Annotated in this window: 13 protein-coding genes and 1 pseudogene; 6 read left to right on the top strand and 8 right to left on the bottom strand. The window is 60.2% G+C overall.

Annotation, left to right across the window (positions count from 1 at the left end; translation table 11 throughout):
- Positions 1-9 precede the first annotated feature (9 nt).
- Positions 10-1,170 carry an outer membrane beta-barrel protein gene (locus ACQKP4_RS02710; protein WP_427630164.1) on the bottom strand — a complete coding sequence of 387 codons (1,161 nt, stop codon included), beginning with the start codon at positions 1,168-1,170 and terminating at the stop codon, positions 10-12.
- A 37-nt stretch (positions 1,171-1,207) separates the two neighbouring features.
- Positions 1,208-1,744: a transcription/translation regulatory transformer protein RfaH gene (gene rfaH / locus ACQKP4_RS02705; RefSeq protein ID WP_427630162.1), complete on the bottom strand. Its 537-nt coding sequence runs from the start codon at positions 1,742-1,744 to the stop codon at positions 1,208-1,210.
- A gap of 594 nt (positions 1,745-2,338) precedes the next feature.
- Here rfaH and ACQKP4_RS02700 point away from each other — a divergent pair.
- Entirely contained in the window at positions 2,339-3,316 is a 978-nt protein-coding gene (locus tag ACQKP4_RS02700; protein ID WP_427630160.1) for an NAD-dependent epimerase, read from the top strand.
- A gap of 49 nt (positions 3,317-3,365) precedes the next feature.
- Here ACQKP4_RS02700 and moaA read toward each other — a convergent pair whose 3' ends face one another.
- Both moaA and ACQKP4_RS02690 read right to left on the bottom strand, forming a co-directional pair.
- The gene (gene moaA, locus ACQKP4_RS02695) at positions 3,366-4,364 is read right to left on the bottom strand and encodes a GTP 3',8-cyclase MoaA (RefSeq protein ID WP_427630158.1); all 999 of its coding nucleotides are present in this window, start codon (positions 4,362-4,364) and stop codon (positions 3,366-3,368) included.
- Between the two features lie 160 nt (positions 4,365-4,524).
- On the bottom strand, positions 4,525-5,313 hold the full coding sequence (locus tag ACQKP4_RS02690) for an alpha/beta hydrolase (RefSeq protein WP_427630156.1): 789 nt from the start codon (positions 5,311-5,313) through the stop codon (positions 4,525-4,527).
- Positions 5,314-5,578: 265 nt separating this feature from the next.
- Between ACQKP4_RS02690 and ACQKP4_RS02685 the strand changes: the two are divergent.
- Positions 5,579-6,398, top strand: a pseudogene (locus tag ACQKP4_RS02685) (aldo/keto reductase).
- A gap of 36 nt (positions 6,399-6,434) precedes the next feature.
- Here ACQKP4_RS02685 and ACQKP4_RS02680 read toward each other — a convergent pair.
- Complete coding sequence (locus ACQKP4_RS02680; protein WP_427630154.1) at positions 6,435-7,826, bottom strand: aldehyde dehydrogenase family protein; 1,392 nt, start codon at positions 7,824-7,826, stop codon at positions 6,435-6,437.
- A 102-nt stretch (positions 7,827-7,928) separates the two neighbouring features.
- Between ACQKP4_RS02680 and ptrR the strand changes: the two genes are divergently transcribed.
- Positions 7,929-8,807, top strand: a complete 879-nt coding sequence (ptrR, locus tag ACQKP4_RS02675) for a putrescine utilization regulator PtrR (protein ID WP_427630153.1) — start codon at positions 7,929-7,931, stop codon at positions 8,805-8,807.
- Positions 8,808-8,940: 133 nt separating this feature from the next.
- Here ptrR and ACQKP4_RS02670 read toward each other — a convergent pair whose 3' ends face one another.
- A complete protein-coding gene (locus ACQKP4_RS02670; protein ID WP_427630152.1) occupies positions 8,941-9,837 on the bottom strand; it encodes a LysR substrate-binding domain-containing protein in 897 nt (298 codons plus the stop codon).
- 143 nt (positions 9,838-9,980) lie between these two features.
- Between ACQKP4_RS02670 and ACQKP4_RS02665 the strand changes: the two genes are divergently transcribed.
- Both ACQKP4_RS02665 and ACQKP4_RS02660 read left to right on the top strand, forming a co-directional pair.
- The gene (locus tag ACQKP4_RS02665) at positions 9,981-11,282 is read left to right on the top strand and encodes an NAD(P)/FAD-dependent oxidoreductase (protein ID WP_427630150.1); all 1,302 of its coding nucleotides are present in this window, start codon (positions 9,981-9,983) and stop codon (positions 11,280-11,282) included.
- A gap of 38 nt (positions 11,283-11,320) precedes the next feature.
- Positions 11,321-12,409 carry a polyamine ABC transporter substrate-binding protein gene (locus ACQKP4_RS02660; protein ID WP_427630148.1) on the top strand — a complete coding sequence of 363 codons (1,089 nt, stop codon included), beginning with the start codon at positions 11,321-11,323 and terminating at the stop codon, positions 12,407-12,409.
- Between the two features lie 51 nt (positions 12,410-12,460).
- On the opposite strand, the gene msrA is transcribed toward ACQKP4_RS02660, so the two are convergent.
- On the bottom strand, positions 12,461-12,967 hold the full coding sequence (gene msrA, locus ACQKP4_RS02655) for a peptide-methionine (S)-S-oxide reductase MsrA (RefSeq protein WP_427630146.1): 507 nt from the start codon (positions 12,965-12,967) through the stop codon (positions 12,461-12,463).
- A gap of 618 nt (positions 12,968-13,585) precedes the next feature.
- Here msrA and ACQKP4_RS02650 point away from each other — a divergent pair.
- Positions 13,586-14,026, top strand: a complete 441-nt coding sequence (locus ACQKP4_RS02650; RefSeq protein ID WP_427630144.1) for a cupin domain-containing protein — start codon at positions 13,586-13,588, stop codon at positions 14,024-14,026.
- Positions 14,027-14,076: 50 nt separating this feature from the next.
- Here the strand turns inward: ACQKP4_RS02650 and ACQKP4_RS02645 are convergent, their stop codons facing one another.
- Positions 14,077-15,201 (bottom strand): P1 family peptidase, encoded by a 1,125-nt coding sequence (locus ACQKP4_RS02645; RefSeq protein ID WP_427630142.1) that lies wholly within the window; start codon positions 15,199-15,201, stop codon positions 14,077-14,079.
- Positions 15,202-15,256: the final 55 nt, after the last annotated feature.

The raw sequence follows: 15,256 nt of genomic DNA, 5'->3' as shown, positions 1-15,256 counted from the left end.
GAAACCCTCTTAAAGGCTGACGTTGAAACTGAGCGAGAAAACGTTGCGGGTGAAACTTTCGTTGTCGGCATCCGAGTCGTTGTCGCGGTAGCGATAGCCGAGTTCGATGTCTACCCACCGGCGCATCGCGTACACCACCGCCAGGCTGTAGTCCTGAAGGTTGTCGGTGCGGCTCTGGCCTTCGTAGACATATCGACCCACCCCGGCCTTTGCCACGGTGCTGATGCGTTCGGTCCAGCCGTGGCGCCAACCGACCTGAGTGAACGTCGACTTCACGGCATCGGCGCCGTCGTCACCCTCGGCCAGGGCTTGGCGGGCGAGGAAGGTAAACGTCGAATAGGTGCGCGGTTGCCATTGCAGATCGACTTGCCAGGTGGGGTTGTCGAGGTCTTTGGATTGGCTGTTGTCGAAGTCTTTTTTCTCATACCCGACGCGGACTTTACCGGTGGTCCTGGCGGTGAAATCCCAGACGGCGCCGGCCAGCACCGCGTTGGATTTGCTGCTGCGGGTGCTGTCGGATTGCAGGTAGTCGAAGTTGGTGTGGTCGTATTCCAGCAAGCCGCGGGTGTTGCTGCCGATGCGGTGATACCAGGTGCTGGTCACGCCAGTGGTATTACGTTCTTTGTCATCGTTGACGCCGTCGGCATTGTCGTAGCGCAGCTCGGCGTAATTGGCGCCGAAGTCGATCTGGTTGTCAGCGCTCTTGGCGCCGTACGTGTACAAGCCGCCCACCCGTTTGTTGTTGAGCTTGTCATTCTCGCCTTCGACCGCCGTCGACGCCGTTTGCTGCCATTTGCGGTATTCGGCTTCAAGTGTCAGGCGGTGGCGATCAGTGAACTCCATCACGCTGTCGGCCCGAACACGTTCGGCGGTGTTCGAGGCATCCGTTTCGTCGTGGTAAATGTAACGAGTCGGCTGCCAAATTAACCGGGTGGCGCTGTTGCGGTCTTCGGCCTTGAGTTCGAAAGAGGGCGCCAGTTTGGTGATCATTGAAGACTGTTTGTTGTTCTCCAACTCCCGGAAGTTGTCGTCGTAACTTTCTGATAACAGGAAAGTGGGAGTGAAGTCGAAGCCATAAACATCAATGGCTTGCGGTTGAATACTCCAGGCCATTGTGGGATACAGCGAGGCCATGATCAGTGCAACAGGGCAGCGTGAGTTCAAGGCCATGTTATAGCTCCTGAGGAAAAGCATATAAGGCGTGTGATCAGTTATTGAGATGTAATGAAGGCTGCTGACGTTCGAGAGCGTTCAAGGGGACGCAGACAGGCTGTTCGCGGTTAAGGAATTGCAGCAGGATCATTACCCGTTCGGCACCTTGCGGAGCAATGAATACGCCCTCCAGCGGTGACAATGGGCCGCGAATGATCTGTAAGTGTTCGCCGGGTTTCAGCGCTTCATCAACGGTCGGCTCCGAGGCTTCGCAACAGCGCGCACGCAAGTGCTCGATGACGTGTTCGGCCACCGTGGCAGGACCATGATTGAATTCGACAATACGACTGACGCCACGGGTAGAACGGATGGGCGCCCAATTGTCTTGACGGCTGAGTTGGATAAACAAATACCCGGGGAACAACGATTCCAGCACCCGCTGTCGTCTCCCGCGAATGACGCGGTCGCTTGAAAGTTGCGGGTGGAAGATCTGGTAGTTCTGTTGAATCAGGTTGAGGTGAGCCCGTTCATCCTGACGTGGCTTGCATTGCAGAAGGTACCAATTAGACCGTTCGGAGCTGAGTGCTGACATGCTGGTAAACTCTGAGAGTAGAAGTTTAGTCAGGCAGTGGCTCTAGTGAGGCCCAAGTAGTGTCAAGCAGCAGATATCTAGTTTTTATAGAGGTGTGTATCAGAAATGAATCACAAAGCGCTTCATCAGAGGGCGCGGCATTACCTGATGTCGCTATACGGTGCAATAAAACCGGAATAAGGGGCTGACACTTTACTGAAGACAAAGCTACCGCACTGTCTGCACGTCAGACCCATAAACAAGAACTTCAGTAGTTGTCCCAGGAACACAGACCAGCGAGAAAAACTGCACTCGTGTCTTGTTCAAATAGACCGGTGTAGTTATCGGCCAGTCTTTGCAACCTGTCAAACGTTCCTTGTCAAAAAACACGCCATTTATCCATTGGTCGATTTGCTGTTACTCAACTGACTGTTTTAAAAGATTAATTTTTTTCCGTCGAACGGTTTAAACTTTTTTCTACCTTTATAGTCACGGTGGTTGTAATAAGTCGGTAGCGCATTTCCCCCATTGTCGGTGTGCTTTTTAAATCTGGATTCGCTGAATGGGCGGGTCTATAACTAAGCGCTCATTGGCTTAACAATGGGGCAAGGCACTATGACCGTTCTTGTGACTGGCGCAGCGGGTTTCATCGGGTATCACACGGTCCAGCGTTTGTGCCTGCAAGGCCATGAAGTAATTGGCCTTGATAACCTCAACAATTACTACAGCGTTGAACTCAAGCAGGCGCGGCTCAATGAATTGGACTCGTTACCGGGCTTTCGTTTTCTGCCGCTGGATATCGTCGATAAACAGGCCTTGATGGCCTTGTTCAACATGTCCGGATTCACCGAAGTGGTGCACTTGGCGGCGCAGGCCGGTGTTCGCTATTCGCTGGACAACCCGGACGCGTACGCGCAATCGAATCTGGTGGGATTTCTTAACGTCCTGGAAGCCTGTCGGCGCCATCCACCCACGCATTTGATCTACGCATCGAGCAGCTCGGTGTACGGCGCCAACAGCAAGTTGCCGTTCAGCGTCGACGATGCGGTCGAGCATCCGGTGTCGCTGTATGCCGCGACCAAGCGCGCCAACGAACTGCTCGCGCACAGCTATTGCCATCTCTACGGTCTGAAGGCCAGCGGCTTGCGTTTTTTTACCGTATACGGGCCTTGGGGCCGGCCCGACATGGCGCTGTTCAAGTTCACCGAGGCGATGCTCAAAGGCGAGCCGGTCGATATCTACAACCACGGGCAGATGGCGCGGGATTTCACTTACATCGACGACATCGTCGAAGGCATCGTCCGCTTGTTGCCCAAGCCACCGGTACCGGACAAGGAGGGTGCCGGCGTCAATCGACTCTTCAACATCGGGCGTGGCCTGCCGATGCCATTGCTGGATTTCGTGGACTGCCTGGAAGCGGCGTTGGGCCTCAAGGCCCGGCGCAACTTCCTGCCCATGCAAACCGGTGATGTGGTGCAGACCTGGGCCGATGTGTCAGCACTCGCCGACTGGGTCGGTTTTGCCCCCGGCGTGTCGGTTGAAACCGGCGTGGCGCGCTTTGTCGCGTGGTATCGGGGCTTTTACCAGGTGTGATCAGCTCAACACACAACCGGGGCCAGTCAAGGTGCCTGCCTTGAGGTGGTCAGCCGCCGGTCATGTTCATGAAGCGCACCACCTGAACGTCGTCGTTCACTTCAAAATTGTGCTGGTAGGGTTTGAGCTTCATCGCCTCGATGATCGCGCTGTCCAGGCGCTCGGGGTGCCCTGGATGGCCACGCAGCACGGCTTTCAGATCCACCGAATGCTCGTTGCCCAGGCACAGCAGCAAACGCCCTTCGACGGTCAGCCGCACGCGATTGCAGGTGCCGCAAAAGTTGTGACTGTGCGGCGAAATAAACCCCAGGCGAATGTTCGGCGCCTGCGCCAGGCGCCAGTAGCGCGACGGGCCTTGGGTCGACTCGGCGGACTCGATCAAGGTGTAGCGTTCGGCGATCCGCTCGCGTACCTGTGCACTGGAGTAGTGCGACTCGGCGCGGCTGTGTTCACGGATGCTGCCCAGGGGCATTTCTTCGATGAACGAGAGGTCGAGCTGGCGGTCGATGGCGAAGCTGACGAGGTCGTTGATCTCGTGGTCGTTGCGACCTTTCATCACCACGCAATTGAGCTTGGTGTGACTGAAACCGGCGTTGTTCGCGGCGTCGATGCCGTTGATGACCTGCGCCAGATCACCGGTGCGGGTCATCTCCCGAAAGCGTTGCGGGTTCAGGCTGTCGAGGCTGATGTTGAGCCGTTTGACCCCGGCCTCAAACAGCGGAGCGGCGAGCTTGCCGAGCTGCGAACCGTTGGTGGTCATGCACAACTCGCGCAGGCCGGGCAGGGCGGCGATCTGCTGGCACAGCTGCACCACGCCGGGCCGGATCAGCGGTTCGCCGCCGGTGAGGCGAATCTTGCGCGTGCCCAGCGCGACGAAGCGTTCGGCCAGTTGCAAGATTTCTTCGAGGCTCAGGATGCGTTGGCGCGGCAGAAACTGCATGTCTTCGGCCATGCAGTACACGCAGCGAAAATCGCAGCGGTCGGTGACCGACATCCGCAGGTAATCCACGCGCCTGGAAAAGCCGTCGATCAACACTCGTTCTGACATCACAGCCTCGGTAGGCGAACCTGGTCGAGGGGACCGGTGCACGTTGAATGAGTTTTCCGCGATTAACGGGTTGAGTGGCCGAAGGCTAAGAGTTGGCGGGCGATTCGTCCAATCACTGTTGATGACCGGGTGATCGACGCGCTCTATGAAGTTGCGGCGCTCATATTCCGGCGCCGATTAATTTGAGGTAGTCGGGGCTGTCGGAAACGGAGTTGTGGCCCACGTCCGGGATGACTTTGAGCGTGGCTACGCCATGGGCGAAATGGCGGTAGAGCTGCAGGGTGCTCGCGGGGGGAATGACGTCATCGTGCTGCGCCGCAATGAGCAGTGTGGGCACTGAGATGTGTGGGGCGTAGCGCCAGGATTCAAAGCGGTCTTGCAGCAGCCACTTCACCGGGAACCATCGAAACTGCCGCGCCGCGAGCCCTTCAAGGCTGTCATAGGGCGTGATCAATACCAGGCGCGCGGCCGGGCGCTGACTGGCAAGGCGCACGGCGACGCCCGAGCCGAGGCTGCGCCCGACCACGGCGATGTGCGGATGGGTGTCGTAAACCTTGTCGAACAAGGTCAAGGCATCGCGGGCAATCGCCTCTTCGGAGGGCGAGCCGGAGCTGCCGCCGAAGCCTGGGTAATGCATCAGGTAAATCGCGTAATCCGGGAACGCCTGCGAAAAGTCGGGCAGGTTGCGCGAAACATCTTCGGCGTTGCCGCCAAAATAAATCAACGCGTTCGGCCCGGCGTGCTGCCGCATGGAGACCAGCACCTGGGCGTCGTCAACGCTCAGGGTCAGCACTGAATCGGCCGAACTCGCGGCACGTGGCTGCGGGTGATAGATCAGCGCCCGCTGGAACACGAACAACGCCGCACACAGCGTCAGGTACAACGCGACGAGGATGACGACGATGAGCATCAAGGTTCGCGGCATTCGGCTAACTTTAGTGGGCGGCATGGACAGCTCGGCGCCAGACAGGGCGATCGCTTGCTCGAAAGCAGAGTCTAGTTCATCGCTGCCGTGGCGCGGATGATGGTCGTGGCGCGGCAGACCCCGCGCGCAAAATGAAACATCACCGCAGTGTAAGGTCCCAACCATGAGCCACACTGATGCGTACACGCGAAGACAATTACTCAAGCTGGCTGCCGGTGCTTCGGCGGTCCTCACCTTCGACCGGGCGTTTGCTGCAACCGCGCTGTCGCAGGGAACAGGAGGCAAGACCATGCTGACCCGGCCCATTCCTTCGAGCTCCGAGCCGCTGCCTATTGTCGGGTTGGGCACTTATCGCGGGTTCGATGTCGAGCCTTCAAGCCCGGCGTACAAGCTTTTGCCTGCGGTGCTGCGCGCCTTGTTCGAGAAGGGTGGGACGGTGATCGACAGCTCGCCCATGTATGGCCGTGCCGAACAGACCACTGGCGAATTGCTGTCGATCCATGAGCCGCGGTCGCCGGCGTTTCTGGCGACCAAGGTCTGGACCCGTGGCCGCGAGGAGGGCATTGCGCAGATGGAGCGGTCGTTCGCGCTGTTGCAGACCGACCGCATCGACCTGATGCAGATTCACAACCTGCTGGACTGGCAAACCCACTTGCCGACGTTGCGTGAATGGAAGGAAGCGGGGCGAATTCGTTACATCGGCATCACCCATTACACCGCGTCGGCCTATGACGAGGTGGAAGCGGTGCTCAAGACCGAGGCGCTGGACTTTTTTACAGATCAACTATGCGCTGGACGACCGTGGCGTCGAGAAACGCCTCTTGCCGTTGTGTCGCGAGCGCGGTGTCGCGGTGATCTGCAATCGGCCGTTTGGCGGTGGGAACCTGTTCGCCCGCTTGAAGGACAAACCATTGCCGCGCTGGGCCGCCGATGTGCAGGTCAACAGCTGGCCGCAAATGGCCCTGAAATTTCTGCTGACGCATTCGGCGGTGACCTGCGTGATTCCGGGCACCGGCAACCCGCGTTACATGGCGGATAACGCCGGCGCCGGTTTCGGGCCGATGCTGACCAACGCCCAGCGTGAGCAGTTGATCGATATCGTCGGCTAGGATTGGGCGCCAGCGCCTTCCAGATGCTTGATGCGATCAGCGGCGGTCGAGCCACACGGTCTGCGCGTTGCAGAACTCGCGTACGCCGAAGTGCGACAACTCGCGGCCAAAACCGCTTTTCTTCACTCCGCCGAAGGTCACGCGCGGGTCGCTGGCGCTGTAGCCGTTGATGAACACACCACCGGTTTCCAGTTCGCCCGCCATTTGCCGGGCGAGTTCGAGGTTGCCGGTGTAGATCGTGGCGGTGAGGCCGAACTCGCTGTCATTCGCCAGCTGTAGCGCGTGGGCGGCGTCGCGGGCGGTGATGATCGAGGCGACCGGGCCGAACAGTTCCTGTTTGAAGGAGGTCATCTGGTCGGTGACATTGGCAAAAATCGTCGGCTCGTAGAAGTTGCCCGGGCCTTCAGCCTTGTGGCCGCCCAGCAACAACGTCGCGCCTTCTTCCAGGGTGTCGCGCACCTGTTGATCCAGTTCGTCGCGCAGATCGAAGCGCGCCATCGGGCCGATGTAGGTCGCGCCGGACAGTGGATCGCCGACCACCAGTTGGCGTGTCGCTGCGACGAATTTTTCGGTGAATTGCGCGACGATGCCTTGCTCGACGATCAAGCGTTTAGCCGCTGCGCAGACCTGCCCGGTGTTCTGATAACGACCGATGACGGCGGCTTTGACCGCGTCGTCGAGGTCGGCATCATTGAGCACGATGAACGGGTCGGAACCGCCCAGCTCCAGCACGCACTTCTTCAATGCAGCACCGGCCTGCGCGCCGATGGCCATGCCGGCGCGGACGCTGCCGGTCAGGGTCACGGCGGCGATGCGAGGGTCTTTGATTGCGCTCGACACGCCGTCGGGAGTGACGTTGATCACTTCAAACACGCCTTGCGGGAAGTCGGCTTGCTTGAATGCTTCGAGCAGCAGGTAGGCGCTGCCCATCACGTTCGGCGCATGCTTGAGCACGTAGGTATTGCCGGCGATCAGCGCTGGAACGGCGCCGCGCAGCACCTGCCAGATCGGGAAGTTCCACGGCATCACCGCCAGAATCGGCCCGAGCGGGCGGTATTCGATCTGCGCCTTGCCGCCTTCGACCAGGGTCGGTTCGGCGCTGAGCATGGCCGGGCCATGTTCGGCATACCACTCGCACAGCTGCGCGCATTTTTCGATTTCGCCACGGGCCTGGGTGATCGGCTTGCCCATTTCCAGGGTGATCATGTTGGCCATGGTTGCCGCGTTGGCGCGCAAGGCTTGCGCCAGACCGATTAGCAATTGCGCGCGTTGCGCCACCGGTTTGCTGCGCCACACACGGAACCCGGAGGCCGCCCGCGACAGGGCCGAGTCCAGCGCCGCAGCGGATTCGAACGGGTAGTGGGCGATCTGCTGGCCAGTGGCGGGGTTGATCGAAATGGCGTGGGTGAGGCTGGAAACGTCAGTCATGGCACCGTCCTGCTCGGGTGGGAATGCGCTGAAGATTACGGTGGCATTGGTTTTATGGAAACTGAATAATACTGAGCGCATCGTTCACGTTTGGAGAATGACTTGGATCTGATTCAACTGGAAATCTTCAAAGCCGTCGCCGAGCACGGCAGCATCAGCGTGGCGGCTCAGCACATCCACCGGGTGCCGTCGAACCTGACCACGCGGATCAAGCAACTGGAACTGGACCTGGGCGTCGACCTGTTTATCCGTGAGAAAAGCCGCCTGCGCCTGTCGCCGGCCGGTTGGAGTTTTCTCGATTACGCCCGGCGCATTCTCGACCTGGTCCAGGAGGCCCGCGCCACGGTGGCCGGTGAAGAGCCGCAAGGCTCGTTCCCGCTCGGCTCGCTGGAAAGCACAGCGGCGGTGCGCATCCCCGGCCTGTTGGCGGCCTACAACCAGAAACACGCCAAGGTTGAACTTGACCTGTCCACCGGGCCCTCCGGCACGATGATCGACGGCGTCCTGTCCGGGCGCCTCGCTGCCGCCTTCGTCGATGGTCCGGTGCTGCACCCGGCGCTGGAAGGCGTGCCGGTGTTCGAAGAAGAAATGGTGCTGATCGCGCCGCTGCACCATGCGCCGATCGATCGCGCCAAGGACGTCAACGGCGAAAACATCTACGCCTTCCGCTCCAATTGCTCCTATCGGCATCACTTCGAAAGCTGGTTCGCCAACGATGCGGCGGTGCCCGGCAAGATCTTCGAGATGGAGTCCTACCACGGCATGCTGGCCTGCGTCAGCGCCGGTGCCGGCCTGGCGCTGATGCCGCGCAGCATGCTCGAAAGCATGCCGGGCTGCGCCACGGTCAGCGTCTGGCCGTTAACGCAATCCTTCCGCTATTTGTGCACCTGGTTGGTGTGGCGCAGGGGCACGGTGTCGCAGAGCCTGACCATGTTTGTGCGTTTGCTGGAAGAGCGCGGCGTGGTGCAGCCGACCGCTTGAGTCTTGGACAAACACAAAAAACCTGTGGGAGCGGGCTTGCTCGCGAAAGCGGTGGGTCAGCTAAGGAATAGATGCTGACCCACCGCTTTCGCGAGCAAGCCCGCTCCCACAGGGGAGGTTATTCATACTCGCTTCAATCGCCGTGTCGCTCGGTCTGCCCGGCAAACCATTGCATGACCTGCGCACATTCCGGATGCGACGCCGCCGAAGGTTGCAGGCATAGCGAATAAATCCCGCGAGTCTTCAACGGCTGCCCGAACGGCACGACGAGCACGCCGCGATCAATCGATTCCTGCGCCAGGGTCAAGTCGGTCACCGCCACCCCGAGCCCACGCGCGGCGGCATCCAGCGCCAGTTCATCGAGGTTGAAGGGGATATGCCGGTAGTCCTCAAGCGGCTTGCCGTTGTTGGCGGCCAGCCATTCGCTCCAGGCTTGCCGGTCGGCGGAACGATGCAGCAGCGCGAATCGCCGCAAGTCGCCAACCGATGCCAGCGGCCGGTCGGTACTGGCCAGGCCGGGCGCGCACACCGGCACCAGCGCTTCTTCGAACAGGGTCAGGCAAGCGGGGTCGCTGGACGGTTCCGGCAGATAAAGAATGTAGGCGTCGCTGTCACTGGCCGGCTCGACGACCTCGGTGGCAACCGTTTCGATCGACAGGGAAATGTCCGGGTGCGCGCGATAGAAATCGCTCAGTTTCGGCAACAACCAACGCACCGCCAGCGACACATGCATGCGGATGCGGAACGGGCGCTTTTGCGGTGACAGCCGATCCTCCAGGGCTTTCAGTTGCGCAAGGATGCTGCGTGCGCTGGCCGACACCTGTTCGCCTTCCGGCGTCAGCCGGATGCTGCGGCTGCTGCGGATAAACAGTGGCACACCGAAATGACTTTCCAGTTGTTGAATCTGCCGGCTGACCGCGCTTTGGGTCAGGCAGAGCTTTTGCGCAGCTTGCGTGAAACTGCCCGCATCAGCGACTTCAACCAGGGCCTGCATCGCTTGCAGGGATGGGACGTGACGAATTTTATCCATGCGTTTTATGAATGGCTCGATGATTTTATAACGTTGGTTGTAGCACCTGAGAGCTAATAGATTCTAGTGCACGCGGCCATCATCACTCATCGCCTATGCGATGAGTGCATGCGAGGCCGGCAGAACAAGAGAACAGGTGACGCATGAAAAATGAATGTGGCTGGATCGCGCAAGCAGGGAGCGCGCCCTCGCGTGATCGTCTCAAGGGCTCGCAAAAAGCCGATTGGCTGGTGATCGGTGCCGGCATCACCGGCCTGAGCGCCGCCCATGCGCTGGCGCAATTGCACCCGCAGGCGCGCATTGTGGTGGTGGATCGGCAACGTGCGGCGCAGGGTGCTTCGGCGCGCAATTCCGGTTTTGTGGTGGCCCACGAACACCCAGGCAGTGAAGAATTGATCGGCAGTCCGGGGTTCGCCGGGTTCGAAGTGGACACTTCGATTTCCCGTGCCGCCAGTGCCGAAGTGCGGACGATGATTGCCCGTCACGGCATCGACTGCGACTGGCGTGATGCCGGTTATTTCTTCGCGGTCAACGATCCCGGCAAGCTGACCCATGTCGACGCCAAGTTGCAAACACTCAGTGCCTTGGGCGCAACCGCCGAGTTTCTGGAAGGCGAGGCGCTGATGCAAAAGCTTGGCACCCGGCACTACCGCGCCGCGATCTGGTGCGGCAGAGGCAACGCGTTGCTGCAACCGGCGAAGTACGTCAAAGGCTTGCTGGAAGCGCTGCCGGAGTCGGTGATCGTCTACGAAAACACCGACATCATCGGCCTCGAACGTCTGGGCAAAGGCCGTCTGCGTGCCAACGGCATCGAGGGCAGCATCGAGGCGAAACAGGTGTTGGTCTGCCTCAACGCCTTTGTGCCGCGCGCCGGCATTCAGGACAGCGGCACCTTTGCCATGGAACTCAGCGCCAGCCTCACCCGGCCGCTGAGCGATGAGGAATTTCGCAACATCGGCAGTCCCGAGCCCTGGGGCGTGCTGTCGCCCCGGCCATTGGGCGCCACGGTGCGGTTGACGCCGGATCGTCGGGTGATGATCCGCAACACCGCCGAATACCGTTCGCGGGACTTGTCCGGCAGTGAACTGCGCGTTCGGCGCCAACACCATGTGCTCGGGTTGCAGCGGCGCTTCGCGTGGCTGACCGAGCAGGACATCGAACACACCTGGACCGGACATTTGAGCGCCTCGCGCTCCGGGCAAGCGTATTTTTCCAGGGTGGAAGAGGGCGTGTACGCCGTGGCCGGTTGCAACGGTTCGGGGGTGGCGCGCGGCACCCTGTGGGGCCGATTGCTCGCCGAACTGGCGTCGGGGATTGGCTCGCCGATGCTCGATTCGGTGATGCGTCGAGCCCAGCCCGGCTGGCTCCCGCCGCGCCCGTTGCTCGACATCGGCGCCTTCGTACGGATGCGCGTCGAGGCCGTGCGGGCCAGGACAGAAATCTAGATTCCGGTTATCACAGAACAACAAAAAGGTGATTCAACATGCAGCTCAACACGCTTTCCCTGATGCTCGCGCTCACGGCGATTTCGACGGTCGGCCAGGCGGCCGAAACGGTCAACATTTCCAACTGGAACGGCTACATCGCAGACGACACGCTGACTAATTTCACCCAGGAAACCGGGATCAAGGCGACGTACGACATCCACGACAGCAACGAAGTCCTGGAATCCAAACTGATGACCGGCAACACCGGTTACGACGTGGTCAGCCCCTCGAACCATTTTCTGTCGCGATTGATCAAGGCCGGGGCGATCCAGAAGCTGGACAAGAGCCAGTTGCCCAACTGGAAGAACCTTGATCCGGCGTTAATGAAAAAGCTCGAGGTCATTGACCCGGGCAATCAGTACGGCTATCCCTACATGTGGGGCACCGCCGGCATTGGTTACAACGTCGAGAAGATCAAGGCGATCTTTGGCACCACCGACGTTACGCATTCGTGGAAGCTGATGTTTGATGAAGCCAACATCAAGAAGCTCAGCGAATGCGGGGTGGCGATCATCGACAACCCGACGCAGATCCTGCCGATCACCCTCAATTACCTGGGCCTGCCGCCGCACAGCCACGAGCCGGCGGACTACAAACAAGCCGAACAGGCGTTGCTCAAGATCCGGCCTTACATCCAGTACTTTCACGCGTCCAAGTACATCAGCGACCTGGCCAACGGCAACATCTGCGCAGTGATCGGTTTCAACGGCGACGTGGTGCAAGCGGCAGCGAGTGCCAAGGAAGCGAAGAATGGCATCGAGATCGCTTACTCGATTCCGGACGAAGGCTCGACGTTATGGATGGACATGGTGGTCATGCCCAAAAGCGCGCCGCACGAGAAGAACGGCTACGCCTACATGAATTACCTGTTGAAACCGGACGTGATCGCCAACATCAGCAACAGCATCCACTACGCCAATCCGAACCTGGCGGCGGATGCGCTGGTCAATCCGCAGGTGAAACAGGATCTGGCGATTTACCCGCCGAAAAGCGTGATGGACAAGTTGTTCACGGTCGAGGACTTGCCCGCCGCGATTGCACGGTTGAGCACGCGGCTGTGGACCAAGTTGAAAACCAATACCTGATTGAATCAAGCAATCGCCGGGTTCCGTCGCTGGAGCCCGGGGATGTTGGCGTCATGCGCGTTTCGGCAGTTTCCAGTTCGGCCGAATGAAGTGGCAGGTGTAACCGTTGGGCAAACGCTCGAGGTAATCCTGATGCTCAGGCTCCGCTTCCCAGAACGGGCCGGCGGCGACGATCTCGGTCACGACCCGGCCGGGCCACAGTTTCGAAGCGTCGACATCCGCGGCGGTGTCCTCGGCGACGGCTTGCTGTTCTTCATTCAGATAGAAAATCGCCGAGCGGTAGCTGAGGCCGATGTCGTTGCCCTGTCGATTAGCGGTCGACGGGTCGTGAATCTGAAAGAAGAACTCGAGGATCTGCCGGTAGCTGGTGAGGCTCGGGTCGAACACAATCTCGATCGCCTCGGCGTGGGTGCCGTGGTTGCGGTACGTGGCGTGGGGCACATCACCGCCGGAGTAACCGACGCGTGTCGACAGCACGCCTTTCTGTTTCCTGATCAAATCCTGCATGCCCCAGAAGCAGCCGCCGGCCAGAATCGCGGTTTCAGTGTGCGTGGTCATCGCTTACTCCTCTGTTTCATTGATTTGATCAGGTGGTCGCCGAACGCAACGTTGTGCGGTTACCCGTCGAATTCAAGGGAAAAAGCGAGCGCGGCGACGAATGGCAAGACGCGTAACCCACCGCGCGACACGAAAAAGCCCGCACAGGGCGGGCTTTGAAATCGAGTAGGTGGCCAGCGCTGGTCTCTGGCTTACAAGGTTTATCAGGCCTCTGACAGAACAGTTTTGTGCTGTCCTGCTTCACACGGCATAAGGGCTGGATCCCAGCGCGGGGATCTTTCTAACCGTGTACCCTCAGGAGCGCGCCCCACGCCTCCTCGCTATCCTCTTGCGCATCAGTCTGCGTCTTCACCTACACCTTTGAGCCTAGCAAAGCCTGCCAGTGTCGGGCCGGGGTTTTTAGACTGATTTCATCCTTGGCAAACGGCTGAAGGATGGAAAAGCGCTATCGGACCTGCCGGCTTGTATTCGGGTGTATCTGGCGCCCTTCAAGCCAACTTCGCATACAAATCCCCACTGTCCTCGACACCTGCCTGATACACGCAATCCGCGTAATGCAGTCACCGCCTTCGCGGCCAACTTCGTGCGGTTCTACCGCGCACTGACTGGAGCATTGCGATGTCCCGTTTCAATCCCCGCAACACCACTGGCCTGCTCGGCATCACCCTGGCGGCGCTCATAGCATTCGGCGCCGTGGCGCAGGCTCAAGAGGCCGTCAACCCGGCGAAAAACTGGCAGGCCGGGTTGCATCGAACCGACCTGGTGCGCCAGGAGCTTGATGTGGCCAAGGGTGAGGTGATTCAGGTGCGAGTCGATTTCGACGCGGGCGTTGCGTCGCCCAAACATTCCCATCCGGGCGTGGAGGTCGCCTATGTGATCTCGGGCACGTTTGAGTATCAGCTCGAAGGCCGGGCAGCGGTCACCTTGAACGCTGGCGACTCGCTGTACATCCCGGCAGGCACGGCGCATGTGGCGAAAAACATTGGTGACGGTAAGGGCTCGGAACTGGCGACCTACATCGTCAATAAGGATTCACCGCTGGTGGTGCTGGAGAAATAGACCGATGTGCGCCCGGTGCGTTGTACCGGGCGCCAAGGCGAAACGGCGGTTCAGACGGTGCCGTCTCCCGGCCAACCTGCCCGACGCAACGCCTTGTGCAGTGTCGTGGCGTCCAGGCCCGGCACGGTGTGGCCGTTGCCTTCAGTCGTTTCGGCAGCCAGCAGGGCGTTGATGATCGCTTCTTCCACGGCTTCAGTGGCCGCCAGGAACAACTCGCTGATGTGATCGTTGTTGACCATGCGCAGGTTGTTGCACGTGGGCGCACCTTTGCCTTCATAAGCGGCTGGCGGCACGTGGTCGTTGCCAGTGGAGAAGGCGATGAAAATGTCACCGCTGTGGTCTTCGTTGCCGCCGCCGGTGCGCGCCAGTCCGAGGCTGGCGCGCTGTGCAAGGCGGGTGCATTGGTGCGGCAGCAACGGTGCGTCGGTGGCGAGGCACACCACGATCGAACCCATCCCCGGGTAAGGCAGCGAGGCTCTGAGGAAAGGTGAATCGGCCTGTTCCATGTAACGCCCGACCGGGTAGCCATCGACGCGCAGTTCGTTGCGGATACCGTGATTGGCCTGGACGATGGCGCCGACGGTCCATCCGCCCTGTGCCTTGCTCAGGAGACGCGAGGATGTGCCGATGCCGCCTTTGAACTCGTGACAAATCATCCCGCTACCACCTCCCACCGCGCCTTCCTTCACCGGTCCGCCCACGGCGTTGCGCTGGGCCTGGGCGACGTGTTCGGGTTTGACGTGGAAGCCGTTGATGTCGCTGAGCAGGCCGTCGAACGTCTCCAGCACCACCGGCATGTTCCAGTAAAGCCGACCGTCATCGGGCTGGGACTCACGGTCCAGCGCAATCAGCGCATCGCGCACCACACCCAGGCTGTGGGTGTTGGTGAACGCGATAGGGCTGGTGAGCAAGCCGGCTTCGCGAATCCACTCCAGTCCTGTGGCGTCGCCGTTGCCATTGAGTACATGGACACCGGCAAAACACGGTTGCTGGTTGGTCGAGCCGGCACGCGGCTCGATCAGGGTGACGCCGGTGTAAATGTCGCGGCCACTGGCGCTGCGTCCGCGCACGTCGCTGTGGCCGACGCGTACGCCAGGGACATCAGTGATGGCGTTGAGGGGGCCAGGTTGCAGTTGGCCGAACGAGATGTTCAGGTCGCGGGCACGTGGTTTCATCGTTTCTCTCATTTTCAAGGTGTGACAGAAAAAAGGGGGCGTGAGCAATCTGTGC

The organism is Pseudomonas sp. NPDC086278, assembly GCF_050280905.1.
Lineage (GTDB): Bacteria > Pseudomonadota > Gammaproteobacteria > Pseudomonadales > Pseudomonadaceae > Aquipseudomonas.
Note: the sequence above shows the minus strand (reverse complement) of the source record. Positions and strands in the feature narration are given on the sequence as shown.

What these genes read in the sequence shown, in the direction of transcription:
- ACQKP4_RS02645 (WP_427630142.1), bottom strand. Translation starts at nt 15,201, where the DNA reads ATGAAACCACGTGCCCGCGACCTGAACATCTCGTTCGGCCAACTGCAA.
- ACQKP4_RS02660 (WP_427630148.1), top strand. Translation starts at nt 11,321, where the DNA reads ATGCAGCTCAACACGCTTTCCCTGATGCTCGCGCTCACGGCGATTTCG.
- msrA (WP_427630146.1), bottom strand. Translation starts at nt 12,967, where the DNA reads ATGACCACGCACACTGAAACCGCGATTCTGGCCGGCGGCTGCTTCTGG.
- ACQKP4_RS02680 (WP_427630154.1), bottom strand. Translation starts at nt 7,826, where the DNA reads ATGACTGACGTTTCCAGCCTCACCCACGCCATTTCGATCAACCCCGCC.
- ACQKP4_RS02690 (WP_427630156.1), bottom strand. Translation starts at nt 5,313, where the DNA reads ATGCCGCCCACTAAAGTTAGCCGAATGCCGCGAACCTTGATGCTCATC.
- ACQKP4_RS02670 (WP_427630152.1), bottom strand. Translation starts at nt 9,837, where the DNA reads ATGGATAAAATTCGTCACGTCCCATCCCTGCAAGCGATGCAGGCCCTG.
- ACQKP4_RS02650 (WP_427630144.1), top strand. Translation starts at nt 13,586, where the DNA reads ATGTCCCGTTTCAATCCCCGCAACACCACTGGCCTGCTCGGCATCACC.
- ACQKP4_RS02700 (WP_427630160.1), top strand. Translation starts at nt 2,339, where the DNA reads ATGACCGTTCTTGTGACTGGCGCAGCGGGTTTCATCGGGTATCACACG.
- rfaH (WP_427630162.1), bottom strand. Translation starts at nt 1,744, where the DNA reads ATGTCAGCACTCAGCTCCGAACGGTCTAATTGGTACCTTCTGCAATGC.
- ACQKP4_RS02665 (WP_427630150.1), top strand. Translation starts at nt 9,981, where the DNA reads ATGAAAAATGAATGTGGCTGGATCGCGCAAGCAGGGAGCGCGCCCTCG.
- ACQKP4_RS02710 (WP_427630164.1), bottom strand. Translation starts at nt 1,170, where the DNA reads ATGGCCTTGAACTCACGCTGCCCTGTTGCACTGATCATGGCCTCGCTG.
- moaA (WP_427630158.1), bottom strand. Translation starts at nt 4,364, where the DNA reads ATGTCAGAACGAGTGTTGATCGACGGCTTTTCCAGGCGCGTGGATTAC.